At 34.3% G+C, this 25653-nt stretch carries 28 protein-coding genes; 12 read left to right on the top strand and 16 right to left on the bottom strand.

All coding sequences use genetic code 11. The features are described from left to right. Positions 1-33 precede the first annotated feature (33 nt). The 4 genes from LHL71_RS00865 to LHL71_RS00850 form a co-directional block, all read right to left on the bottom strand. Positions 34-474, bottom strand: coding sequence for a Fur family transcriptional regulator (locus tag LHL71_RS00865; RefSeq protein ID WP_227361177.1), 441 nt, complete (start codon positions 472-474; stop codon positions 34-36). A gap of 96 nt (positions 475-570) precedes the next feature. Then, on the bottom strand, positions 571-1143 hold the full coding sequence (locus LHL71_RS00860; RefSeq protein ID WP_227361176.1) for a guanylate kinase: 573 nt from the start codon (positions 1141-1143) through the stop codon (positions 571-573). Continuing rightward, positions 1130-1570: a bis(5'-nucleosyl)-tetraphosphatase gene (locus LHL71_RS00855; RefSeq protein WP_227361175.1), complete on the bottom strand. Its 441-nt coding sequence runs from the start codon at positions 1568-1570 to the stop codon at positions 1130-1132. The genes LHL71_RS00860 and LHL71_RS00855 overlap by 14 nt, the downstream gene beginning before the upstream one ends. Before the next feature lies 1 nt (position 1571). Continuing rightward, positions 1572-2726 (bottom strand): cation:proton antiporter, encoded by a 1155-nt coding sequence (locus tag LHL71_RS00850; RefSeq protein WP_227361174.1) that lies wholly within the window; start codon positions 2724-2726, stop codon positions 1572-1574. A gap of 145 nt (positions 2727-2871) precedes the next feature. Between LHL71_RS00850 and LHL71_RS00845 the strand changes: the two genes are divergently transcribed. Continuing rightward, positions 2872-5289 (top strand): Xaa-Pro dipeptidyl-peptidase, encoded by a 2418-nt coding sequence (locus LHL71_RS00845; protein WP_227361173.1) that lies wholly within the window; start codon positions 2872-2874, stop codon positions 5287-5289. A 54-nt stretch (positions 5290-5343) separates the two neighbouring features. Further along, the gene (locus LHL71_RS00840; RefSeq protein ID WP_227361172.1) at positions 5344-6255 is read left to right on the top strand and encodes a proline-specific peptidase family protein; all 912 of its coding nucleotides are present in this window, start codon (positions 5344-5346) and stop codon (positions 6253-6255) included. A gap of 33 nt (positions 6256-6288) precedes the next feature. On the opposite strand, the gene LHL71_RS00835 is transcribed toward LHL71_RS00840, so the two are convergent. Next, a complete protein-coding gene (locus tag LHL71_RS00835; protein ID WP_227361593.1) occupies positions 6289-7806 on the bottom strand; it encodes an ABC-F family ATP-binding cassette domain-containing protein in 1518 nt (505 codons plus the stop codon). A 164-nt stretch (positions 7807-7970) separates the two neighbouring features. On the opposite strand from LHL71_RS00835, the gene LHL71_RS00830 reads away from it, so the two are divergent. Together LHL71_RS00830 and LHL71_RS00825 are read left to right on the top strand one after the other, a co-directional pair. Then, entirely contained in the window at positions 7971-8291 is a 321-nt protein-coding gene (locus tag LHL71_RS00830; protein ID WP_227361171.1) for a VOC family protein, read from the top strand. Then, on the top strand, positions 8291-8980 hold the full coding sequence (locus tag LHL71_RS00825) for a CPBP family intramembrane glutamic endopeptidase (RefSeq protein ID WP_227361170.1): 690 nt from the start codon (positions 8291-8293) through the stop codon (positions 8978-8980). The genes LHL71_RS00830 and LHL71_RS00825 overlap by 1 nt, the downstream gene beginning before the upstream one ends. 37 nt (positions 8981-9017) lie before the next feature. Here LHL71_RS00825 and LHL71_RS00820 read toward each other — a convergent pair whose 3' ends face one another. Further along, complete coding sequence (locus LHL71_RS00820) at positions 9018-9941, bottom strand: NADP-dependent oxidoreductase (protein WP_227361169.1); 924 nt, start codon at positions 9939-9941, stop codon at positions 9018-9020. A 19-nt stretch (positions 9942-9960) separates the two neighbouring features. After that, positions 9961-10671: an alpha/beta hydrolase gene (locus LHL71_RS00815; protein ID WP_227361168.1), complete on the bottom strand. Its 711-nt coding sequence runs from the start codon at positions 10669-10671 to the stop codon at positions 9961-9963. Between the two features lie 126 nt (positions 10672-10797). On the opposite strand from LHL71_RS00815, the gene LHL71_RS00810 reads away from it, so the two are divergent. Continuing rightward, positions 10798-11412 (top strand): NAD(P)H-binding protein, encoded by a 615-nt coding sequence (locus tag LHL71_RS00810; protein ID WP_227361167.1) that lies wholly within the window; start codon positions 10798-10800, stop codon positions 11410-11412. Between the two features lie 67 nt (positions 11413-11479). Beyond that, positions 11480-12100: an NAD(P)H-binding protein gene (locus LHL71_RS00805; protein WP_227361166.1), complete on the top strand. Its 621-nt coding sequence runs from the start codon at positions 11480-11482 to the stop codon at positions 12098-12100. Between the two features lie 182 nt (positions 12101-12282). Here LHL71_RS00805 and LHL71_RS00800 read toward each other — a convergent pair whose 3' ends face one another. Beyond that, on the bottom strand, positions 12283-12648 hold the full coding sequence (locus LHL71_RS00800) for a fluoride efflux transporter FluC (protein WP_227361165.1): 366 nt from the start codon (positions 12646-12648) through the stop codon (positions 12283-12285). Beyond that, positions 12648-13028 carry a fluoride efflux transporter FluC gene (locus tag LHL71_RS00795; RefSeq protein WP_227361164.1) on the bottom strand — a complete coding sequence of 127 codons (381 nt, stop codon included), beginning with the start codon at positions 13026-13028 and terminating at the stop codon, positions 12648-12650. Before LHL71_RS00795 ends, LHL71_RS00800 begins: the two co-directional genes overlap by 1 nt. Positions 13029-13155: 127 nt before the next feature. On the opposite strand from LHL71_RS00795, the gene LHL71_RS00790 reads away from it, so the two are divergent. The 4 genes from LHL71_RS00790 (at position 13156) to LHL71_RS00775 (ending at position 17154) form a co-directional block, all read left to right on the top strand. Beyond that, complete coding sequence (locus LHL71_RS00790; protein ID WP_227361163.1) at positions 13156-14670, top strand: YfcC family protein; 1515 nt, start codon at positions 13156-13158, stop codon at positions 14668-14670. A 20-nt stretch (positions 14671-14690) separates the two neighbouring features. After that, a complete protein-coding gene (locus LHL71_RS00785; protein WP_227361162.1) occupies positions 14691-16034 on the top strand; it encodes a M20 family metallopeptidase in 1344 nt (447 codons plus the stop codon). Between the two features lie 98 nt (positions 16035-16132). Further along, positions 16133-16642, top strand: coding sequence for a YbhB/YbcL family Raf kinase inhibitor-like protein (locus LHL71_RS00780; RefSeq protein WP_227361161.1), 510 nt, complete (start codon positions 16133-16135; stop codon positions 16640-16642). 56 nt (positions 16643-16698) lie between these two features. Continuing rightward, the gene (locus LHL71_RS00775; RefSeq protein WP_227361160.1) at positions 16699-17154 is read left to right on the top strand and encodes a universal stress protein; all 456 of its coding nucleotides are present in this window, start codon (positions 16699-16701) and stop codon (positions 17152-17154) included. Positions 17155-17179: 25 nt separating this feature from the next. Here LHL71_RS00775 and LHL71_RS00770 read toward each other — a convergent pair whose 3' ends face one another. Next, positions 17180-17503: a hypothetical protein gene (locus tag LHL71_RS00770; RefSeq protein WP_227361159.1), complete on the bottom strand. Its 324-nt coding sequence runs from the start codon at positions 17501-17503 to the stop codon at positions 17180-17182. Positions 17504-17629: 126 nt separating this feature from the next. Here LHL71_RS00770 and LHL71_RS00765 point away from each other — a divergent pair, with 126 nt between their 5' ends. Then, entirely contained in the window at positions 17630-18274 is a 645-nt protein-coding gene (locus LHL71_RS00765; protein ID WP_227361158.1) for an NAD(P)H-hydrate epimerase, read from the top strand. Positions 18275-18294: 20 nt separating this feature from the next. Further along, positions 18295-20172, top strand: a complete 1878-nt coding sequence (locus LHL71_RS00760; RefSeq protein ID WP_227361157.1) for an FAD/NAD(P)-binding protein — start codon at positions 18295-18297, stop codon at positions 20170-20172. A gap of 31 nt (positions 20173-20203) precedes the next feature. On the opposite strand, the gene LHL71_RS00755 is transcribed toward LHL71_RS00760, so the two are convergent. The 6 genes from LHL71_RS00755 to LHL71_RS00730 form a co-directional block, all read right to left on the bottom strand. Then, positions 20204-20830, bottom strand: a complete 627-nt coding sequence (locus LHL71_RS00755; RefSeq protein ID WP_227361156.1) for an LVIS_2131 family protein — start codon at positions 20828-20830, stop codon at positions 20204-20206. A gap of 68 nt (positions 20831-20898) precedes the next feature. Next, a complete protein-coding gene (locus tag LHL71_RS00750; RefSeq protein WP_227361155.1) occupies positions 20899-21579 on the bottom strand; it encodes a methionine ABC transporter permease in 681 nt (226 codons plus the stop codon). Continuing rightward, complete coding sequence (locus LHL71_RS00745; protein WP_227361592.1) at positions 21579-22616, bottom strand: methionine ABC transporter ATP-binding protein; 1038 nt, start codon at positions 22614-22616, stop codon at positions 21579-21581. The genes LHL71_RS00750 and LHL71_RS00745 overlap by 1 nt, the downstream gene beginning before the upstream one ends. 27 nt (positions 22617-22643) lie before the next feature. Then, entirely contained in the window at positions 22644-23456 is an 813-nt protein-coding gene (locus LHL71_RS00740) for a MetQ/NlpA family ABC transporter substrate-binding protein (RefSeq protein ID WP_227361154.1), read from the bottom strand. 367 nt (positions 23457-23823) lie between these two features. Beyond that, positions 23824-24438, bottom strand: coding sequence for a uracil-DNA glycosylase (locus LHL71_RS00735; RefSeq protein ID WP_227361153.1), 615 nt, complete (start codon positions 24436-24438; stop codon positions 23824-23826). A gap of 19 nt (positions 24439-24457) precedes the next feature. Next, a complete protein-coding gene (locus LHL71_RS00730; protein WP_227361152.1) occupies positions 24458-25630 on the bottom strand; it encodes a D-alanyl-D-alanine carboxypeptidase family protein in 1173 nt (390 codons plus the stop codon). Positions 25631-25653: the final 23 nt, after the last annotated feature.

The following is a 25653-nucleotide window of genomic DNA, read 5'->3' as shown; positions in this document are numbered from 1 at the left end:
TCAACAAAGTGTAAACTTTTTATTAACAATTCATTAAATTGACGAATTAACACAATCAGCACATTCTCCATAAATTTGGAATAAATGGCCACTAATTTGACAACCACCTAATTGCGCCATAATCTTAGGATCAATCGGACAATTCTCTAACTCAATTACCTTCCCACACTGGTTACAAACAAAGTGATGGTGGTGTTCATTTTTAAAATCACATTGAAAACAGACCGCCGCTTGGTCGCCTTGTGCCTGGCGTTCAACTAGTCCCAATTGAGTAAATTCATCAATATTACGATATATCGTATTATGACTCATTCTAGGAAAAGTTTTGCGCATGTATTCATCTATTTTAGTTACATCAACATAACAATGTTTGGCATTATTAGCTAAGTAATCTAACATAGCTTTACGTTGCTTAGTTATTTTTAATTTGTTATCTCGTAAAATTTTAGTTGCTTCATCAATTAATGTTGGCATGCATCCACCTCGTAAAAGTAATAATTACAATTTAGAAAATAATAGCATAATTAATTAAACTTCTCAACAACCTAAAAATGGACTAAATCTAATGATTTAGTCCATTTTTAGGTTATCTTGAACGATCTGATCAATTTCTTGTTGAGTCATTTGCCAATTATTATTTTTAACTACGTAAGCTTGACCAACTAATTCATCTGGCAGCTTTAAATCTCTAATGTATTCCAAACTGTTGATACGGCTATCTATGTTGGCCTGCTGATCTCCACGATCCAGCATTCGTTGATAAAGAATTTGAGCATCATCAACCTCTAAAAAGATGATGACTGCCTCATCTTTTAATTGATTTTTATAAGTAATGGCACCATTAGTGTCTAAAACTATAGTTGCTAACGGAGACTTTTCAAAAGCTCGTGTTAAGCCCTCAAAAGATGATCCATAATAGTTGCCCGCATACTCTACAAATTCTAGATAGTGGTTTTCCTTAAATGAATCCAGAGTTTCAAAATAATAATCGATATTATCTTTTTCCTGTTCCCGTGGTTTTCTAGTAGTATGCGTAATTACTTTTTCCATATGGTATTTATCAACCAAATAATTACTAACGGTAGTTTTACCACTACCCGCTGCTCCGGTAATCACAAAAACTTTATTTTTAGTCACTAACATGCCCACCTAAATGTTCTTTTTGATTTATATAACGGTTGGCATCAATTAAAATATCTTTTAAATTATCATACGTTAACCGTTCCTTAGCATCCACAAAAGTAAACCAACCATCGGCTTTAATTTCGGCTACCTGGCGTTTAACAGTTGCCTCGTTAGATACCTGGCTAACAAAAAAAGTTACGTCTTTATGATGTCCATTTTTCATATCATATTCCACTTTTTCTTGAAAACCCTCGTCGATTTGAGCATCAATACCAGTTTCTTCTTTAATCTCACGAATTGCAGTTGCTACTAAATCTTCACCAGCCTCAACATGGCCTTTAGGAATTCCCCAAAAATCTGAGGTAGCACTTTGTAATAACAAATATAAAATTTCATTATCCTTAATTTGATAAACGACTGCTCCACTTGCGTATTCAGTAATCAAATCACTCACTCCTTTGATCTAATTTTGGAATTAAATATTTTAAAAATAGTGGTGCAAAAATAGTAGTTAAAACTATTACGATAATCACTTCAGAATACAAATTAGCTAGTAATAAATGTGAACTAAAACCAATTTGAGCTACAATTAAAGCCATCTCGCCTCTAGAAATCATGCCGCCACCGATCACATTAGAACTCAACCAATTAATTTTAGTCAATTTGGCACCTAACGCACCGCCTAACCATTTAGTTAAAACTGCTAAAATAAACATTCCTACAATTAATCCTAGACTGTTCATAATATGGTCAAACCGCATACTCAATCCAATACTTACAAAAAAGATCGGGATAAAGAAAGCATAGCCAATGGGATTGACATCTTTAACCACTTCTTTTAAATATTTGGTTTGAGAAATGGCAACTCCAGCAAAGAAGGCCCCGACTACGTCACTTAAACCAATAGATTCTGCTAACCAAGCCATGCCAAAGCATAAACCTAAAGAAACCATTGTAGCAGAGCCATTGATTGGTAAGCGATTAGCCACATTTAATAACCTTGGTGCTAACCAGGTTATTAATCCATAAACTAGGATAAAGTACGCCACTTGCATGGCTAAATTCAACCAGATATTTCCTTGGGATTGACCAACTCCAAATGAACTGACAAATACACTTAGCAAAATTACAGCAATGATATCATCAACTACTGCCGCTCCTAAAATTACCGTTCCTTCTACCGAATCTAATTTCTTAAATTCTCTAAGTACCTCTACACTAATCGAGACCGAGGTAGCCGAAAAGATAATTCCTAAGAAAATAGCGTGTTCAAAATTCATTTTTAAAATAGATCCTAAAATATAAAAACAAATCATTGGAGCAACTACCCCAAAGATAGCCACACTTAAAGCGGGTTTAAAATACTTCTTGAGTAACTCTAAGTCGCTCTCCATTCCAGCAATGAACATTAGCAAAACTACACCAATTTCTGCACCCACCTTAACTAAGCTAGTTTCTTGAACTAAGTTAAGTATGCCTGGTCCCAAGATAATTCCGGCAATTAATTGCCCCACCACCCCGGGCATTCCTAACCGTATACTTATCGCCGAAGCCAATAAGGTGCTTAATAAAATCAACACAATAATGCCGAAATAATGCATATAATTCTCCTTTTAACAATTCTGGTTAATAACTAAATATTATCATTTAAATTCCTTAAAGACTAGATTTTAGAATATTATGAAATTAGGCTATAATAAATGTTATAGATGCATAATATTTTTGAAATACCAAAGGAGATTCTTCATGAAAAATAATCAGTTTGCCTTTATTCCTACTGAACATAATCAAATTATAAATGAACTTATTGATACTAGATTCTTAACTCCTAAAACCAAAAAAGTAACCGATCCCGTTATGTTATGGCGCCAATTTCTGGTTAAATTTTTTATCGAACACCAAGGACTCTCAACTCGAATTCATAAATTAGAAAATTTAATGGCAACTAAAAATAAAAATGCCAATGACTATACGCTCCATAATAAATTAGTTTCTAAAACTGCATTTTATAATGTGGGTTTACAGCTTTTGGGATATCAAGTAGATTTAGATTTTGAATTAGATCATCCCATCAAATTCATGCATGATCAGCATTTAATGGTTGCTAACATGGATGAAAAATTAACCTGTGATAACTTAATCGACGCTTGGTATGTTTTATTAAATTCTCGTACTAAGCAAGGACCTTTACTAATCGATTATTTAGCTAGTCAAGGGTATTATGCTCAATATTTTAGTGACTCCATTTTAAAAAAGCCTTTGATTTTCAACGGCAAAACTCAAGCGGTTTTTGATACCTCTAAATTAATTTATGACGTGGTTTACGTGGAAACTGACTTAGATACTGATCAAGATGGAAAACGTGACTTAGTTAAAGTGGAAGTTATTCGTCCCAAAGAAACTGAAGATGGACTTAAAGTTCCCACTCTATATACAGCAAGTCCTTATAATCAAGGAACCAATGATGAAGCTGGCGAAAAAATGATGCATAACGTCAATCGCCCGATTTCCGTGAAACCAGCTACTGATAATTTAGAATTCACCCAAGAAAGTTTACCTAAATCACCAGAGCCTAGAGCCATTAATGGTTCGACTTCTGTAGCTGAAGCCTCCTTTAGTCAACCACAGTCTTATTCACTCAATGATTACTTCTTGGCCCGTGGTTTTGCAGTGGTATACTGTGCTGGTATTGGTACCAAAAGTTCTGGTGGTTTTCGAACTACCGGTTCTCAAGCCGAAACTCGCTCCACTACAGCCGTTATTGAATGGTTAAATGGTAAACGCACTGCCTTTACCAACCATACCGATAACATTGAAATTAAAGCATTTTGGTCTAATCACCATGTAGGAATGACTGGGAAATCTTACTTAGGAACTTTAGCTACAGCCGCTGCTACTACTGGGGTTGATGGCCTAAAAGCTTGCATCGTAGAAGCGGGTATTTCTAATTGGTACAACTATTACCGCGAAAATGGATTGGTAGTTGCTCCCGGTGGTTTCCAAGGTGAAGATGCCGATGTGCTAGCCGAAGAAACTTTCAGCCGTCAATTAAACGCTGGTGATTATTTACCCCTTAAAGATAAATGGATTCAGCAACTTAAACGTATTACTGCCGGACAAGATCGTGAATCTGGAAACTATAATTCATTTTGGCAAAATCGCAACTATCTACCAGATGTTAAAAATATCCAAGCTGATATGTTAATTGTGCATGGGTTAAATGATACTAACGTCAAACCAATTCATGCTAACCAACTTTGGAATGCTTTAAAATCCACCACTACTACCCAAAAAATGATTTTACATCAAGGCCAACATATCTATATCAATAACTTACTATCTCTAGATTTTAATGATATTGCCAACGTATGGTTAACCAATAAATTATTAGATATTGAAAATCACGCTAACGATGTCTTACCAGACGTCTTGGTACAAGATAATACTCAAGAAGCTACCTGGAATATTTATAATGATTGGGATAATTTCCAAGATAAAAAGGTAATTAATTTAAATGATCCTAAATTCAATAATCATAACGATTTAGAAGAATTCAGTGATCAATTGGATGACGAAAACTTTAAAATCTATACTAATAGTTACGAACAATGGCACCATGATTTAGTTAATAATAATAGTCCTCTTGATAACCATGTCATCCGCCTAATAACACAACCAATTAGTCAGGAACGTTTAATTGATGGAACTATTCAACTTAATTTATCCGCTAAAGTCAACTCCGATCACGGACTTATAAGTGTCGCAATCGTCGACTACGGAATTAAAAATGCCTTAGAAACCACTCCATCTATTTTAGATCCTAAAGGATTACCCTTAGGCTTTAGATGGAAGAATGATGATCTTAAAGAATTTAAATTCCAAAAACATCCGGTGGATTATAAAATCATTACCAATGGACACATTAATTTACAAAATTTAAAAAATAGCTACGAAGTTAATTCAGTTACTAAAGATCAATTCATGCAAGTTAACTTAGCAATGCAACCTACTTTCTACCGATTATTATCCGGTCACCAATTAGGAATAATCATTTACGCCACCGATTTTGAATATACACTACGTGGAAATGAAGCCCTAACTTATACCATTAACATGTCAAATTCACAAATCACCTTACCAATTCACAAAAACGATAAGAATTAATCGTCAAAAAGTGCTATCATTAATACTAATTTATAAGAAATCAGGTGAATTTTTATGCGCGAAGGCACAACTATTATTACATTAGATAACGGTTATCACATTTGGACTAATACCCAAGGTACTGGCGATATCCATCTTCTTGCTTTGCATGGAGGTCCTGGTGGTTCTCACGAATATTGGGAAGATACTGCTAAACAATTAAAAAAACAAGGACTAAATGTACAAGTCCACATGTATGACCAACTTGGATCATGGTACTCAGATACTCCTGATTTCAGCGATCCAAAAGTTGCTAATGATATTTTAAATTATGACTACTTCTTAGACGAAGTTGAAGAAATTCGTCAAAAATTAGGTATCGATAAATTCTACCTAATTGGCCAATCATGGGGTGGCGCTTTAGTTCAAATGTACGCCAAAAAATATGGTGACCATTTAAAAGGTGCTATTATCTCATCAATGGTTGATCGTATTGATGACTACACTGAAAATCTTAATAAAGTTCGTGAAGCAGCTTTAACTGCTGACCAACTTGCTTACATGAAAGAATGCGAAGCTAAAAATGATTACGATAACGAAAGATACCAAGAATATGTTGATATCTTAAATCGTGGTTATATCGATCGCAAACAACCAGCTGCAATTTCACACTTAATCCCACTTATGAATACTGATATTTATCACGCTTTCCAAGGGGATAATGAATTTGTAGTTACTGGTAAATTAAAAGAATGGAACTTCACCGATCAATTAAAAGATATCAAAGTTCCAACACTAGTTACTTTTGGAGAACACGAAACTATGCCAGTCGAAACTGGTAAACGCATGGCCGAAATGATTCCAAACGCCCAATTTGTTTCTACTCCTGAAGGTGGCCATCACCACATGATCGATAATGCTCCAGTTTATTACGATCACCTTGCTAACTTTATTAAATCTGTTGAAGACGGAACTTTTAATAAATAAACAAAAAAGCAACCACAATTGTGGTTGCTTTTTTTATTGAGCTTTTAAACTTAATTTTTCTACATTAATTTCTTTATCAACTAGCCCTTTATAAAAACTAGCCTCATGACTAACAATAATTAAGTTACCTTCAAAGTCTAATAGAGCTTTCTTTAAGGCATTTTTAGTTTCTTCATCCAAGTGATTAGTTGGTTCATCCATAATTAAAAAGTTACTAGGTACAAATTCCATTAAAGCTAATTTAACTTTAGTCTGTTCCCCACCGGATAACTGCCCAATTGGTTTCATAGCGTTTTGAGAATCTAAACCACATTTAGCTAACTTAGTTCGAATGGCTTTTTGGTTTAACTTAGGATAAGCATCTTGAATAATTTGCATAGGAGTTTGGCGATTATCATCCCAAACCAAGTCCTGACTGAAATAACTAATTACGGCTGAAGGTGAAAAATTAGCTTCCCCACCTTTGGCTTTAATTTTACCTAAAATGGATTTAATTAAAGTTGATTTACCAACCCCATTAAAACCACTGATCCCAACCTTTTCACCATTTGAAACTGAGAAAGTGACCGGTGAAAGTAATGGTTTTTCATAACCAACTGATAACTCATTCACCACTAAAGCGTTATGGGAACCAGTATCTTGGTAAGGAAAATTAAAAGTAGCCATTAAATTAGTTGAAGGTGGATCAATTCGTTCCATTTTAGCCAATTTCTTTTCACGTGACTTAGCCATGGTTGATTTAGATCCCGCTTTATTTTTACGAATAAAACGTTCTTCTTTTTCAATTTCAACTTGTTGTTTCTCAAATTGACGTTGCTGGAATTCTTCACGTTCAGCTCGTTGGCGCATAGCCTGTTTAAAACTACCACGATATTTAGTGATTTTCCCAAAAGCAATATTAATAATACAGTTAGTAATTTGTTCTAGAAAATCATAATCATGAGAAACTACTAATACGCCCCCACTGAAATTATTTAAATAGTCAATTAGCCAATCAATTTGGACGGTATCCAAATAATTGGTTGGTTCATCTAATAGAATAACATCGGGTTCTGTTAATAACATCTTAGCTAAAATAATTTTGGAACGTTGACCTCCGGACATGCTACCCACTAGTTGGTCACGACCAATACTATCTAGTCCCAGACCGGTAATCGTTTGTTCAATTTTAGTGTCTAATTCATAAAATCCGCTAACGTCAATTTTTTCTTGGAGGGTTCCAGCCCGCTCTAACAATTTTTCGTTACCAGTTTCTGCATATTGATTATATAAATCAGTTAATTCATCGTTCATTCGATATAAATCTTCAAATGCAGTTTGTAAAAATTGAGTTAAGGTTAATTCATTAGGAATTTTGGCATATTGGTCTAAATAACCAATTTTAATATTTTTTTGCCATTTAATATCACCTGATAGCGGTAATTCACTACCGGTAATGATCTTAATTAGGGTAGATTTTCCAACCCCATTTTGTCCCACAATTCCCATATGGTCGCCTTTGTTTAATTGAAATTCAGCATCACTATATAAGTCTTTTTCCGCAAAACTCATTGCCAAATTTGAAACTTCTAATAAAGCCACTTAGGTTTCCTCCTTAGATTAAGAAAATCTGTATTGAAATACGTTACTCTTAATATTTAGTAACGTCAACCGCATTTTTAACTAAAAAGTTATATAATAGTTATAAATAATTTTTACGTAAAGGAAATACACTTATGAATATTCGCGAAATTAACTATCTTGAACTAAATGTTGTGAATCTAGAAACCGCACTTAGATTCTATCATGAGGTCTTCGATCTTCCGATAATTGATTATGGTGGCAAAAAAGCTATCAAGATTGGCAATAAACAAATTATCGCTTTTAACCAAACTACTAAAACAATTCCTACTAAGATTGGTATGGTAACTAAAGATAAATACGAAAACGTTACTTCTCATTTAGCTAACTATGGGGTAGAGATCATTAGCCTGACTGATGAAAAAATTGTTGTGATGGACTATGACGAAAACATGATTACTATCGAGTTTATCTAATGAATTTTACTGAAATTTTAAAATACCTCGGTACTAAAATATTTCAAATTATTAAATGGATCTTGTTTTTAATCGTCTATTTAACTGCTTCATCAATGATAACTTTATCAGGAGCGTTTGGTAATAAAGTATCACTAGCTCAAGAAGTCTTAGGAATGGGCCTAATTGCTTGTGCGGTGGCGTTAGCCTTTATTGACTGGCGCTACCATACTCAATTACAAACGAACAATCCTAGACATTTTGGCAAAAATAAAGTTAATGTTCAAAAAATTTTACTTATCTTTGGGCTATATATCTTAATGAATGTAATCCAAATTACTTGGTCAATCTTAATTAGTAAAAATATAATTAGTTTTCCTACCAATCAAACTGACGTAGAACAAGCTGCTATGCAGTTACCTATTTGGAGTAATTTATTTGCGGTATTTATCGCTCCGATCTTTGAGGAATTAATTTTCAGAGGAATTTTCATGAATTATTTCTTCAATAAAAATAACCATTTTAATAACTTCATGGCAATTTTATTTAGTGGAGTCCTATTCGGATTAGCTCATGAACCTAAGCCCGATTTAAATTTACTTATGTATTCTGCTCTGGGATGGGTCTTAGCCTTTACTTATATGCACTTTAAAGATATTCGCTATAATATCTTTTTACACTTCCTAAATAATTTAGCTTCTGTTTTATAATAAAAAATCTCGTTACTAATATAGTAACGAGATTTTTTTATTGACCGATAATAATTCGTCCCTGGGGATGTTGTTCCATAAGTTGGTGTCCTTGAATTACACTTGCTAATTCAAATGGCATTACCTTACTAATCCTAATTTGTAACTGATCTTTTTCTAATAAACTAACTAGTTCTTTTAAAATATATCCTTCGGTAAATTTATCTGTAAAACCAACTGGAATAAATTGAATATTCTTATCGTTAGCTGGCTGCTCGACTCCCGCTGCCATTAATAATTGACCACCAGCTTTTAGCATCGCCATATCGCTATTTAATCCCGCTCCATTCAGCGAAGTATCAATTACTATATCCGCTACGGAATTAAGCTCTTGTGCAAGATTTACCTGATCATAAGCTATAAACTGATCAACCCCTAGTGATTGTACATAAGTAGCATTTTTACTAGAAGCAATGCCAATAATTTTAAGGTTATCAAATCCAGCTAGCAATTGCGTCACGATAGAGCCCACTCCTCCGGAAGCTCCCTGGACCACTATTGTCATCTCTGGCTTAATCTCTGCAAATGAATGAACAATATTATACGCAGCAATGCCTGAAGTAACCATTCCTACTGCTTCATTCAAATTTTGGTCGTTAGCTAATTTAGCAACATTCGTTTTTTTGGCTACTACTGATTGAGCATACGTATGTAACCCCCTAGCGACGACTAAATCACCTACTTTAAATTGATCATCGTCACCACCAACTTCAGTGATTTCACCCACCACATCTAAACCGGGAATATATGGTTTGCCAGCGACAATTTTTGCCAACTGTTTGCGTTGATCTACATCATAGTTATTAATTCCAAATTTAATGGTTTTAATCTTAACTTTTTGATCATTGACTACGGGTTCGGCTATATCGTATTCATTAAATACTTCTGGACCCCCATGAGTTTGATATCCAAAGGCTTTCATTTTGAATTCCTCCTAAATTTTAAAGATAGGCTTGAACCCATTCCATAAATAATGGGAACCAACTAGCAAAATGATGATCAATCCGTTGATTGCCATTTCCTGTATATTGATTGGCTAGACTATAAGCATGGCCACCGGTGCTATAAATATGAACCTCAAAGGCTACATTATTTTCATAAAGCGCCTTTTCATATGGATGAATATGATCCATATAAGGAGTAACGGTATCATCGCGGGAACCAAAAATAAAGGTGGGTACCGTATTTTCATTAACCATCAACGAAACATCTTCGGTTGCGACACCCATTCCTTGATCTAAGGCCTTAGTAATAACCGGATAACCTAAGACTACGTAGCGCAAGCGATTATTTGAAGTATTAGAATAGCGAGCTGCCAATTGACCCCCTGCTGATAAACCAATCATCCCTAATTGGTCAACCCTAACATGTAAATCATCAGCGTGTTCCACAATATAATCTACTGATTGGTTAACTGCTTGAATTGATTGTTGATAATCTTTGTATTCACCTACCGCATAGCGAATTACAAATGCTTGGAATCCCTTAGTTAGAAAAGAAATGGCAACTTTTTCACTATCAAAATCATTAAACTTTTTATAGCCACCACCAGGAACTACAATTATCGCTGGTAGATTTTCTTGAGTACCACTATCGTATATATCTAAGTAAGTTTCATTAGCTTGATTCAACGTAACTTCAGTAAATTTCATTTTTAATTACTCTCCATTTCTTAGTATTTATAAACTAATTTTACAACTACTAAATGTAAATTAACTAATTTTATATCTAAAATGTTTATAATGTGCATATAAGCTAAATTGAAATGAGGTATTTATATGAAAAAAGTCCTAATTCTCGGTGCCAGTGGTCAAATTGCCCAACTTGTTGAACATGAATTAGCTGATAAAGTCGATATGACTTTATTTTTACGCAATAAAAATAAATTAACTAACCCTAACGGAAAAGTAATCGTTGGGGATGCAACTAATTTAGAAGATTTAAAATCCGCCATGCGGGGCCAAGATATCATTTATTCAAATTTAGGTCCGACTTACATGGCCAAAATGGCGGATGCTGTAGTTAAAGCCGCCATCGCAGAAAATGTTCAGCGAATTATCTGGGTAGCCACGGCCGGTATTTATACCGAATATTTACCGGGTCACCAACAAAAGATGGAAGCGGAATATGGTAAAGTTAGCGACGCACACAGTTATATGGGCGATGAACGGATTGGTGCAGATATCATTGACGATAGTTCCCTAGAATCAACCATTATCCGACCAAATATTTTAACTGATGAAGATGAAATTCAAACCATCGTTACTACCCAAAAGAATGATAATTTATTAGGCGGTCCCGTATCCCGCAAAACGGTGGCGCACTTTATTAGTGAATTAATTTTAGAGCCTAATCAACACATTAATGAATCCATTTCAATTAGTAAGCAATAGACAATATTCTTTTACGACCAATTACTTGGATTTATAATAAATCTATTAATTGCACGGGGGGATCGATTTGAAAAAAATTGTTATTATTGGGGCTGATAATAAAACTGCCCAACTAGTTGAAAAAAATTTAGAAAACCTAGTCACGATGGTGCTTATCATAAAATCAAACGTTAATATTAGTTTTAATAACTCCCAAGTATTCAAAATCAACCAGGTTAGTTCACAGGACTTGGTTAACTATTTGAGCGATGCCAATCTCATTTTTGCCATAGCCGGCATTAGTAATATGATCAAAGACACCCAAGCTGTTTTAGAAGCTGCTAAAAGGAGTAATGTTAAAAGAATTATTTGGGTCGCTACCCCAGGATTATATACCTCTATTCATTCAGAAAATCGCTCGCAAACTGAAGAAAATTATGGCGACTTAGAAGATGAAAATAGCTTTATTGGTAGTGAAAAGGTAGCCATTAAAATTATCCAAACGGATCCAGAAGTTAACTCGACCATTATTTGTCCAAATTACATTACAGATAATAAAAATATTGAAAATTACTCCGTAACTAATTTTAAAGAACATGCCACTTCATGGCCAATTTCTAGAGCAACCGTAGCTCGTTTTTGTTCAGACTTAATCTTAAATTCCGATCAATATAATCATAGTACTATCTCCATTGGTCATACCAAATAATTAATAAGCATATTTTAACCATTAAAATTTAAATGGTGTTATATTATAGATGTTCCCAAGAGGAACTACTTTGAATCTGATATCCACCGAGCAAGGGTCTACAATATCTAGACTGTACTCGACGAATCAGATCCGTTTAACCAGATAGGTTGATACCGCAAGGTGTTACTTACCTGGTTTTTTTATTGTATAAACCATTCTGTGACATACCGACCTACCAAAATTAAGAACCAGCCGCCCATAAATGTCCCTAATAGATAGATTAAGCCAACTTTAATTCGTTTAGTATCCATCAGAGCAGCCACCTCACTCATCCAAGTTGAAAAGGTTGTAAAGCCTCCTAGAATTCCTAGGCCTAAAAAGCTCCACCAGGCTCCCTGGATTTTCAATCCTAAAAGAATCCCCATTAATAAGCAACCGATTAAATTAATACATAAAGTTGCTAACGAAAATTTTACTAATTCCATTTTTTTAAATAAGTTAGTAATTAAAAATCTCATCGCCGCCCCTAGTGCAGCACCACTACCCACTAATCCATACGTTAGCATTAACCTTTCCTCCTTAACAGATAAGCACTTAGTTTAATGCATATTAAGCTAATTAACACTCCACCAATTAAACTGAGCCCGTCATAACCAATAGCCGTTAAATATTGATGATTAATTAGCATTTTTAATGTTTCGTTACTAAAAGTCGAGAACGTGGTCATTGCTCCTACAAAACCTGATCCCATACTGGAAATCAAAATTGGTGATAATTTATAAGCTCGCCCAATATAATTAGTAATTAGGACTAATAAGAAACAGCCTAATAAATTTACTATCAAAGTAGCAATCGGAAATCCATTAATTGGGGTAAACCAAACGCTAATTTGATAGCGGGTAATCCCTCCCAAAAAGGCAAATATGATTAACACTAAATAATTCACTTAAATTCTTCCTTTCACTTTAAAATAAATCAGATTTATCAGCTTGCAAAATTGCTACATTCTAAAAGATTAACTATAATGAAGGTGTACTATAATTCTAAATTTTATATTATAAGGAAGTGAGTTTATGACTAATGAACCTCAGGCACCAAAAAAGAAATTCAAGATGCCATCTGCGTACACAATTTTATTTTTCATTATTATAATTGTAGCTATCTTATCTTGGATTATACCAGCTGGTCAATACGATACTAACAAGGCCGGCGACATCATTGCTCATACATATCATGCTGTTAAGTCAAATCCCCAAGGTATTTGGGATGTCTTTGCTGCTCCTATCTATGGGATGATCGGTAACGATAAGACTGAAGGTGCAATTTCAGTTTCACTATTCATTTTAGCAATTGGTGGTTTCCTAGGAGTAGTTAACCAAACCAAAGCTTTAGATGACGGTGTTGCCACAGTTGTTTCTAAATATAAAGGTAAAGAAAAACAACTTATTCCATTACTTATGATTTTATTTGCTTTAGGTGGAACAACTTTTGGTATGTCAGAAGAGACTATCGCTTTTTATCCATTATTAATTCCCGTTATGATTGCGGTTGGTTTTGATTCATTAGTGGCAATTGCTATTATTTTAATTGGATCACAAATTGGTTGTTTAGCTTCAACGGTTAACCCCTTTGCTACTGGGGTAGCTTCTCAAACCTTAAATATTTCACCCGGTGACGGTATAATTTCTCGAGTAGTTTTACTAGTTATTACTACCGCGCTTGGTATTTTTTATGTTTATCACTATGCTTCTAAAGTCGAAAAAGATCCTAAAAATTCATTACTATATGAACAACGTGAAGAAGATCTTAAACGCTTTAATTTATCCAGCAGAGATGAAAATTATCAAATGACTGGTCGCCAAAAAGCCACTTTATGGATTTTTGGTTTAACGTTCTTTATCATGATTTTAGGTTTAATTCCTTGGGATACCATTAACAAGAAATGGACTTTCTTTGTAACTATTACTAAAAAAATTCAAGATATCCCCGTTCTAGGTCACTTACTTGGTTCTAATTTAGTACCTTTCGGTTCATGGTACTTTACTGAAATTACTACTTTATTCCTATTAGGTGCCGTAATCGTTATGTTTGCATCTAGAATGAGCGAATCAGCTTTCATTGATTCATTTATGAGTGGAATGAGTGACTTTATTGGCGTTGCCATTATTGTGGCAGTTGCTCGTGGTATTCAAATCGTTATGAATGATAGTAATATGACCGCTACTGTTCTTCACTGGGGTGAAAATGGTCTTTCTCATCTAGGATCTGCTGTCTTTATTATTTTGGTATATATCTTCTATATTCCAATGTCATTCTTAATTCCATCAACTTCAGGTTTAGCCGCTGCTACCATGGGAATCATTGGACCATTAGGTAAATTTGCCGGCGTTGCTCCTAGTTTAGTAGTTACTGCTTACCAAAGTGCTTCCGGTTGGGTTAACTTAATTACTCCAACCTCTGGTGTTATCATGGGGGCCCTAGCCATTGCCCATGTTAATATTACCGTCTGGTGGAAATTTATATTCAAATTAATGGTTTACTTGCTCATTACTACTATCATATTCTTAGCAGTAATGGCCTTAATCTAAATAATTAGGAGGACTAAATTATGGATCAAATTGTCACTAAAAAACAACAAGATGAGGCGGTTGAAGCCTTAAAACGACTTATTAGCAAAGCATCCGTTTACGATGAATCGACTATTAAAAATGGTCAACCATTTGGTAAAGGTATTAACGATGCTTTAAAAGAAGTACTTAAAATCTGTGATGAATTAGGTTTTAGAACTTTTAGAGATCCTGCTGGTAACTACGGTTATGCCGAAGTTGGTACTGGTGATAAAATTTTTGGAATTATCGGCCACATGGACGAAGTTCCCGTTGGGGATAAAGCTGCTTGGACTACTGATCCATTTACTGCTGATATTCGCGATGGTCGCATTTATGGTCGTGGTTCACAAGATGATAAGGGCCCTTCAATGGCAGCCTTATTTGCTGTTAAAGCTTTAATTGATCAAGGATATGAATTCAATTGTCGTATTCGTTTTATCTTTGGTACTGACGAAGAAAACTTATGGAGAGGAATTGCCGTTTACAATCAATTTGAAGATCAAATTGATATGGGAATCGCTCCTGATGCAGAATTTCCAGTAATTTACGCTGAAAAAGGTTTACAACAAGCTTACTTAGTTGGTGAAGGTAGCGATGATCTTGACATTTCTATCAAAGCAGCCTTTAATGCCGTTCCTGATAGTGCCCCTTATAACGGACCTAAGGTAGACGAAGTTAAAGCTGCCCTTGATAAATTTGGCTTTGAATATGAAAATACCGCTGATGGTATTAATGTAATTGGTAAGACAGTTCATGCGATGAATGCTCCTCAAGGTACCAATGCTATTTTAAGATTAGCCATGGCTTTAGATGAAGTCTTCCCAGGTAATAAAACTTTAGACTTTATCGGTGAAGTATTTAAAGAAGATGCTACTGGTACTAATCTTTTAGGTAAAGTAGCTGACGAACAATCTGGTCAACTAACCTTTAACATTTCTAGCTTGGAAATCAATGCCAAAGAATCTAGAATGCAAATTGATATGCGTATTCCAGTTACGGTTGATCGTGATAACTTATTAGTTGATTTAAAAGCTAAAGTAGCTCCTTTCAATTTACAATATGAAGAATTTGACTATCTTGCCCCACTTTATGTACCAACTGATAGCAAATTAGTTACTACTTTAATGTCAACTTACAAAGATCTAACTGGTGATAATACTCAACCACAAATTTCTAGTGGGGCAACCTATGCTCGAACTATGAACAACTGTGTGGCCTTTGGTGCCATGCTTCCTGGGGTTGAAGATACCATGCACCAAGTCAACGAAAATTGGGAACTAGATAAAATGTTTAAAGCTATGGACATTTATGCTGAAGCAATTAGACGTCTATGTACTAAATAATAAAAAACCTTCGATGATTAATCGAAGGTTTTTTTATTTAGCGTATATAATTGTTCTTTTAATACTTAAAAGTTAGAATTAAATCAGAGGTGAAAAATATGAAAATTACCGTACCGCTAGAAAATAATTTCTTACCAGATAAATTTACTAAACATGCCGACGAATCACATAAATTGCATAATATTCCAATTACATCTTTTCCAATATCCATTGATGAAGCACCCAAAAATACGAAATCATACGCTCTAACTTTTTTAGATTATGATGCCGTTCCCGTAGCGGGCTTTCCTTGGATACATTGGATTGCTGCCAACATTCCTAGTCGAGCTACCTTAATTCCAGAAAATAATAGCCAAAGCCCAATTATTCAAATGACTCAGGGAAATAATAGTACCGCAGGAAAATATATCAGTAATACGGATGAACGGACTAAAGCGCGCTACTTTGGCCCTACTCCTCCCGATGGTACGCACACCTATGAATTAACGGTTTACGCTCTAGATACTAATTTGGATCTTACTGACGGCTTTTGGCTTAATGACTTACGGAACCAAATGCAAGGTCACATTTTAGCTCAAACCAAAATTTCACTTCCAGTTAAAGGATAAGAATTTTTAATTAAAGTAAGTTATAATTAAAGTAAATAAGTATTGGGGGAATATTTATGCAAATCAGTCATTATCAAAATATTTTGGTCCCAGTTGATGGTTCAAAACAAGCTGAAGCTGCTTTACAACGTGCTACTAATCTAGCTCTATTAAATGATGGTAGTATCGATATTTTAAATGTTTTAAGTACCTCACAGTATAGCTATAATTATGGCGGGTTAATTGATGGGGATGTTATCAATTCCCTAGTCGAAGATACTACTAGCTATCTAAATGATTTAATGAAAAAAGTACAAGCCGCAGGATTAAAACAAGTCAGTGTACATATCCGTTTTGGTAATCCTAAAACTATTATTAGTAAAGAATTTACTTCCGATCACCATAATGATTTAATCGTTATGGGAGCAACTGGAATGGGAAAACTACAACAGGTTTTAGAAGGTTCCGTAACTTCTTTTGTTAATCGTAATGCAATTTGTGATGTTATGATTGTCAAAAAACCAGTCAAATAAAAAAGACCTAATCATAGGTCTTTTTTTATTTTCTAGCAATCTTATAGGATTGTTCTTCCAAATAAGTTAGTAAATTATCAGTTTGTTCTTTAAAGTCTGCAATAAATGATTGACCGAGTGGCTTTAATCGCTCAACTTCTTTACCAAAAACACTAACAACAACGATTTCATTATTAACTAATTTTCCGGTATCGTAATGACCCTCTTCAGCTTCATCTAAATAGCTTTGAAAATGATCATTAATTGAATTAATAATTACTTCATCTTCAGTTAATTGGGGATTATTTAACCGCCCCACTGCTAAACTTTGTTGAACTTCATTCATATTTTCGGGAAATTCTAATGACATAACTGTATACCTCGCTAATTAATATTATAATCATAACATTTTTACAAAAATTGGTTAAGTTTCTTGCCATTCTTAACTAAAAGCTTGATTATAATAGTAGGTAATTAAATTAAGGGGGTTGTTTATATGGAAACAATTTCAGTAAGTGAAGCAAAACAATTAGATGATAAAACTATCCACCAAGTTGGTTTAGACTCCATCGTTTTAATGGAACGGGCAGCTTTAAGTATTTATGATGATTTAACTCATAATAATGGCTGGAATCTAGACAACATTTTAATTCTAGCTGGTTATGGCAATAACGGGGGCGATGCTTTAGCATTGGCTAGAATTTTATTCACTCATCATTTTAATGTCACCATCTTACCGATTGGTTTCAAAGATAACGCTAGTGAAGAAAACAAAAAGCAACAATTTAGTTGTGATTACTATCATATTCCACTAACTACTGCTGATGCCGATTTTAGCCAATATACCACTATTATTGATGGAATATTTGGAGTTGGTTTATCACGCGAAGTTAGTAATGATTTTGCGACCGTTATTGAAAAAGCTAATCAAGCTAATGTCCCAATTCATGCTATTGATATCCCATCCGGTTTAAACGGCGATACTGGTCAGCCTATGGGGACTGCCATTAAAGCTACTTCAACTTCCACCCTTTCATATGTTAAAACTGGAATGGCTCTAGATGCAGCTCAACCATACGTTGGCCAAATCTTTATCGATGACATTGGGATTTATAAAACTAATACATTTAATAATGAATAAATTTTTTAGGAGTTTTTTTAATGAAAATTGCAATTATTGGAGCCGGTCCTCGCGGAATCCTAGTTACTTCTCAATTAATTAATCAGTTTAAACACAATACTACTCAAATTGAACCATTAGAAATATCAATTTTTGATCCCTATGGAATTGGCGGACGCGTTTGGAAAGCTAATCAATGGCCGGGATTAATTATGAATACACCTGCTGATCAAATTACTTTATTTACTGATCAAAGTGTGCAATTATCTAGTCCCGTATTCGATGGTCCATCCCTTTTCGAATGGTCTAAAAGTAAGCCTGCGAATGATTTCTTAGTACATCACCATTATCATAGTGATACCATTCGAGATGCCAAAAATTTAAGAACTAATGATTATCCACCAAGGGTCTTATTTGGTGCTTACATTCAATGGTTCTACGAACAATTATTAGCCGAATTACCATTTAACGTGAAGGTTAATTTTCATGAAACCATGGTTTACGACTTAACAGTTAATGCTGATAATAGCATTAAGTTAGTAACTGAAAGTGATAATTTTATTTTTGATAAAGTGGTAATGAGTTTAGGACAACAATCAAATTACCTAAACCAAGAAGAACAACAACTTATCTCTTTTTCACAAGATCATAATTTATCATATATTCCTCCTATCACTCCCGGGGATGCCGACCTATCAAAAATACCCGCCAATGAAAATGTTATTATACGAGGATTAGGCTTAAGTTTCTTTGATTATGTATCAGAATTGACAATTGGCCGTGGTGGTAAATTTATGCGCATGGATGGTCAACGCTTAGTTTATCAACCTAGTGGTAAAGAACCACATATCTTAGCTGGGTCAAAACGCGGACTACCCTATTATCCTAAAGCAATTAGTCAAAAAGGCTATGGGGAACGCTTTACCCCTATCTTTTTGACTGCCGAAAATATCCAACAGAGTTTGGTTAACCAAAAATTACCATTTGATAAATTTATTTTCCTATTACGTTCAGATATTGAATTAATGTATTATTCCCTAGTCATTTCTGAAAAATACCCTAATAAGAGTGTAAGTGAATTTAAAGCAGAATTTATCACTACTGACAATCGTCAAGAGTTATTAAATAGGTTTGGTATATCTAACCAAGATACCTTTATCTGGGATTTAGTTTTAGATCCGACAATTAATTTTAATCATGAAGACTTTGTTCAATATCAAAATGACTTAATTAACTGGTTAGATCAAACGACTAGTGATGCTAATATGGGCTCCAAAACTGGCCCGTTGACTTCTTCTTTAGAGTTACTGCGTGATTTTAGAGACATCATTAGAAATCTAGTTAATCAAAATATGTTTACTAACAATGAATACTATCATGAATTTCTTAATCAATTTAACAGTAACAACAATTTCTTAGCCGTTGGGGCGCCAGCTCTAAGGACTTCACAATTATCCGCCTTAATTCGTGCCGGCATCGTAACTATTATGGGTCCTAACTTAGAAATCAATCCCAAAAATGGTGAATTTTTCGTCAGTTCCAAAAAATTCCCTCAAGATGAATTTAAAGCTAGCACCTTAGTAGAAGCTCGAGTTCCTAAGGCCGATATTAATCACACGCACAATCCGCTATTAGAAAATCTATTAGAAAATCAATTGATTCAACCGGCCACTATTGATATTGATAATGAATCTGTTTCAATTTTAGCTGTTGATGTTGAACGCAAGACTGACCAAGTTATTAGTCCACAATCGACTCTAGAAAATATTTTTATTTGGGGCTTAACGCTAGAAGGTATTCGTTGGTCTACTACCACTAGCCCGCGTCCTGGAGTAAATGATCCTAATTTACAAACTGCTGATTTTATTGCTGCTAAATTACTTAATTTGCCAACTATCAAATCACCAGAATTACAATAAAAAAGTCACCGCCGTTATGGCAGTGACTTTTTTATTTATTAAAATCAATGAATGAGTGATCGGGTACTCGAATTAAGGTAAATTCATTAGCTTTATTACCAGCGTGCATCCCGATTCCATTAATAAAATTCTTTTTATAAGTAGAAGTTGCGGTAGCAACCCAGGCTTTTTGATAACGTTTATTTAAAACTTTAATTTTATTTCTATCCCAATTATATGCTGAAGCAGCAATGTTAACATCATGCTTTCCGGAAACAATTGTGGATTCATAACTGTTTACTTGATATTTTTCATTATTAACTAAATAATCATATTTTTGAATCGGACGATTTTTACCGGCATTATTAACTTTTACATAATAAGAATGTTGTGCTCCCGTTTCTAGGATTAAAGGTCGATATGTATAAGTCGTTACTACACGGTTAGAAGATAAATGATTAACATCTTGGAAAAAGGTAATCTTTCCCATTACCCCTACAACAAGTAAAAATAGTAAAACTTCTCCAATTGAAATCAATCCATTTTTCCACGAAAATGCTTTATTGCCAGTAACAATCTTTTTTAGTCGACGATTCCGAATATCGTGAATCATCCAAATTAAATAGATTAAAATTACTAGCCAGATAAAAACTCCGATTAAATTCCAGGTAGATTGCATATTAATCTCCTTTACTGCTTTAATGTATAGCTATAGTTTACACTAAAATTTTCAAAAGGTAAAAGCCCTTAACTATGGTCGACTGCTTTAGCTAACTTGTCACCAATCAATTGAATTAAAAATACCATGGCTAAAATTATCAAAAGAGCCACAAAGATTACATCATTTTCAAAGCGGTCATAGCCAATAATGATAGCTAGATTTCCCAAGCCACCGCCGCCAATTGCTCCGGCCATCGCCGTTAAGTTAATTACACTAATTAGCGTTACCACCGAGGCTCGAATTAATTCAGCGGTACTTTCATGTAAGTATACATGTAAAATAATCGACATAGGACTAGCTCCCACTGATTGAGCAGCTTCAATGATTCCACCATCAACATCTAGTAAAACATTTTGTACCTGGCGGGCATAAAATGGAATTACTCCAATAATTAACGGAACAATCGCTGCCGTGGTTCCAATGGAAGTTCCCACAATTAAACGCGTTAATGGTGAAATAATGGCTAGTAATATAACAAAAGGAATTGAACGAAATAGATTCACTAACTTATCTAGTAAATTATAAATTAAGTGATTTTCCAAAAGCTTGCCTGGTGCAGTAACCACCAGAGTAATGCCAATTATTAATCCTAAAATTCCGGAAATAATTGCCGTTACCAAGACCATATATAGGGTTTGACCAGTAGCAATTAAAAAATCTTCGGGCATTGTTACTACATTCGGAAAAATACGTGCTAACCAATCCATTATATCGCCTCCGTTAAATTAACTTCATTAATTAAAATTCCTTGATTTTTACAATAATTTATAGCCGATGCCAAATTATCACTCGCACCTTCCATTACCACAATTAAATTGCCTAATGGAGTTGCTTGTAAAATTTCCATATTACCATACAAAATATTTGAAACTACAGAAAATTGACGATAAAGTTCTGTAATTAATGGAGCTTCGGTATTTTGACCAACATACTCTAAATGCATTAACTTACGATTAGGATTTAACTTAAGATCTTGCAATTTAATTTTTTCGATTGCTTGATCAATTTGAGTAGCGGTATTAATAAAATCTTTGGTTAAAGCTTGTGTAGGTTGGCTAAAAATATCCAAAAGAGAACCGCGTTCAATAATTCGCCCATTTTCCATTACGGCTACCTTATTACAAATTTCCTTAACTGCTTCCATTTCGTGAGTTATTAAAACCACGGTTAATTGAAGTTTTTGATTAAGATTTTTTAATAAGGCTAAAATTGAGGCCGTGGTTTTGGGATCTAGAGCACTAGTTGCTTCATCACTAATTAAAATTTCGGGATCATTGGCTAAAGCTCTAGCAATTGCTACCCGTTGTTTTTGGCCTCCGGATAACTGGTTAGGATAGGCTTGAGCTTTATCGCTTAACTCTACTAATTCTAAAAGCCTTTGCACTTTTTGATTAATATGATCTTTACTCAAACCCGATGATTTTAGCGGAAATGCCACATTATCAGCAATTGTCCGTTGATTCATTAAATTAAAATGTTGAAAAATCATTCCAATTTTTTTACGGGCATTACGTAATTCTAATTTAGATAATTGCAACATATTTTGTCCATTAACCCATACTTCACCACTACTAGGTTCTTGTAATCGATTGATAACTCTTACTAACGTACTTTTACCGGCACCTGAATAACCCACAATTCCATAAATATCCCCCGGTTCAACTTGTAAAGACACCTGTTGAACTGCCTTAAAGACTTTTTGATTTTGTTTGAATTCCACATCAATATCTTTTAAATTAATGATTGGTTCATGCATTTGACTAATCTCCTTTTATTTAAATGTTTGGTCCCAGGCTGCCACGGCCGTTCCATGATAAATTTTTTGAATGTTCTTTTTATTGGTTTCGGTTTGATAGGCCGCTACCACTTTTTGATAAACCGGATTATTTTTATCATTAGCAACTAATATATTTACATAAGGTTTAGAAGTCTGATTAATTTTTTCTGTATAAATCGCCGTGGATAGTTTTAATTTAGCACTAGCCGCCATATCATTTGGGACGATTGCTGCTTGGGCATCTTTTAAAGATCTGGGAGTTTGTGCTGAATCCAATGGAGTAATTCTTAATTTCAATGGATTAGTCTGAATATCTTTAGTAGTTGGTAAGGCGCGATTAGTTTTTAACGTAATTAATTTAGCTGATTGCAATAAACTCAAGGCGCGGCCTTCGTTAGTTGCATCATTTGGAATGACAATTTGATCATGCGGTTTAAGTTGAGATACTTTTTTAATTTTATTGGAGTACAATCTCGAAGGCGCTAAATAGGTTACACCTAAGGATTGAAGATGCGTATGATGAGCTTGATTCCACTGATTGAGAAAATATGAATGTTGAAAAGAATTCATTTCTAATTCATGATATTGCAACGCTCCATTAGGTTGGTTGTAATCGGTAAATAAAATTAATTTTAAAGTAATTCCTTCTTTAGCCAAGTGTTTTACAATTGGCTTCCATACGGCTTCATCACCAGACATTATTCCAATTCGGACGGTTTTAGGATCATGATTTCTACAAGCTGTTAAACTAAACATTACTAAAAGTAGTCCTAAGCCTAACATTATTTTTTTAATTAATTTATACAATTCAAAAAACCTCCCTAAATTTTATTTAAAACAACTAAAAAAGCTCGCTTCTAACAATTGTTAGAAGCGAGCTTAGTCGCGGTACCATTCTACCTTTTAAGTCAAAAATTGACCTCTCATCAACACTCTCACTCAGAAATAATGAGCTGTAAGTGCGTGCACGATAATGAGTGCCAATCATCTTTACTTCATCCAAGGATTCAGCAAAGCCTTAAATATTAGGCCATATTCACTAAAGTATTTGTTTCCCAATTTCAGCAGCTATGGGCTCTCTTTATACATTAACTTTTAGTTACTCACCTAATTAGGTTTGTCGTTTTAAATTAATGATAGTGTAAGATACCCACTAAATTGTGTCAATACTTTTTTAATTTAAATACGTTTTTAATTTAGCCAAATCTTCATCAACTAGGGGGCGTTTAGATTTGAATCGTTTAGTATATGAGGGATGATAAGTTGGAAAAATTGTATAAGTTTTTTTGCCCCAGTCCCATTGTTTAGTCTGCAAATTCCATTCCAAAATGGGATGTTTGATAAACGTACCATGTACTTTACCAATTCGCTGATCAGCACCTAATAAGCGCTGTAACCCGGTATTGCCAATCGGTACCAATAAATCACAATCCAGGTTTTCGATTTCAAAATCAAATAACGGTGCAAATTGCTCAACTTCTTCAGAAGTAGGTTTGCGGTCACGCTTATATCCATTATTTTCATTAAACGGACGACTTTTAACTGCTGAGGCAATATAAATTTCTTCTCGGGTTACACCAATTTGGTTAAGCCACTCATCTAACTCAACTCCAGCCGGTCCTTGGAAGGGATGACCAACTTTAATTTCAGTTCGTCCGGGAGCTTCACCGACTAAGATAAACTTAGGATTTAGGGAACCCTCGCCAGCGACAAATCCTTCTAATTTAGGATTATCATTGGCAATTAATTGAGCTTTAGTAATTAATTCGGGTGTCAAAATAGTTTCCATAACTTAATCTCTTTATTAATTATTTAAAATCTGCATTAGTTGTGTAAATGTGTCTAATTAATTCAGCGGTTTCACTGAATTCATTTTGATCATTTAAAACTACGGTAACAATGCGATCTTTACCAGGTTTTTTACTAGTACTTACAAAACATAGTCCGGCGCGAGGTGTATAACCAGTTTTCAAACCATCAACGTATAAATTCTTATCATACCAACTACGACCAGGTAATAAATTATTAACGTTTCTTAGAGTTTGACCATCCACTTTCTTGCTAGCTAATTTAGAATCATTAATAACTTGGGGGTAGTCATTAACTAAGTTAGTTGCAATTACCGCTAAATCTTTTGCTGAAACCATGTTACCATCATATAATCCGCCCTTTGCCCAGTAGCCAAATAAACTTAAATCATCATTTTCTAGACCTGAGGCTGAAACAAATTTAGTTTTGCTTGATAAATTAAAGGCTTTAGCTTGTTGATTCATTTTATTAATAAATGCTGAGTTGCTACCTGATACCCATTGACCTAAAGCAATCGCAGCATTGTTAGATGATTCAATTAAAGCTGCTTGGTAAAGTTGTTTAACCGTGTAAGAATGGCCATTTTTAAATTTAAAGCCGCCAACTGCACTGTTATTCCCCATATTTACTAATCCACTATATGAATTCACATTAACTTTTTTATTCCAAGCATTTTCTTTTTCAGCTTTTTGCACGGCTAAGTAAATGGTCATTAATTTACCAGTTGAGGCCACTAAGCGTTGAGTATTAGCACTACGTTGTTCTAAAATTTTTCCATTTTGAGCATCCATGGCTACAAATGATTTAGCATATTTAAGGTTAAAAGGTGCTTTACCTTTAACTAAATAACTATGCCAAATCCAACCACCGACTCCTTTAGAATTAGTGGCATAGTAATAAGTGGCTTTCGTATTACCATGTTGTAAAGTAGCTTGTTTAGTTACGTAAAAGGTCGTATTAGGATAATTTTTTAATTTATGTAAGACTTTGGTGTGACTTATGTTAAAGAACGATCCGGATGTACTTTTTTTATGGTAAGCAGTTTTATTGACTGACTTAATACTAACCGTTTTGTAACTAGCCGCTTGAGCATTATTGGTATGTCCAAAGATCAAACCACCACTAACTGCTAGAGTAGCTAACATGACCTTTTTTAAATTATTTATTTTCATTATTTTATTCTTCTCCTATAAAA

The organism is Lentilactobacillus laojiaonis (assembly GCF_020616595.1).
In the GTDB taxonomy this organism is placed as follows: Bacteria; Bacillota; Bacilli; order Lactobacillales; family Lactobacillaceae; genus Lentilactobacillus; species Lentilactobacillus laojiaonis.
This window is presented reverse-complemented; position numbering and strand designations above follow the sequence as displayed.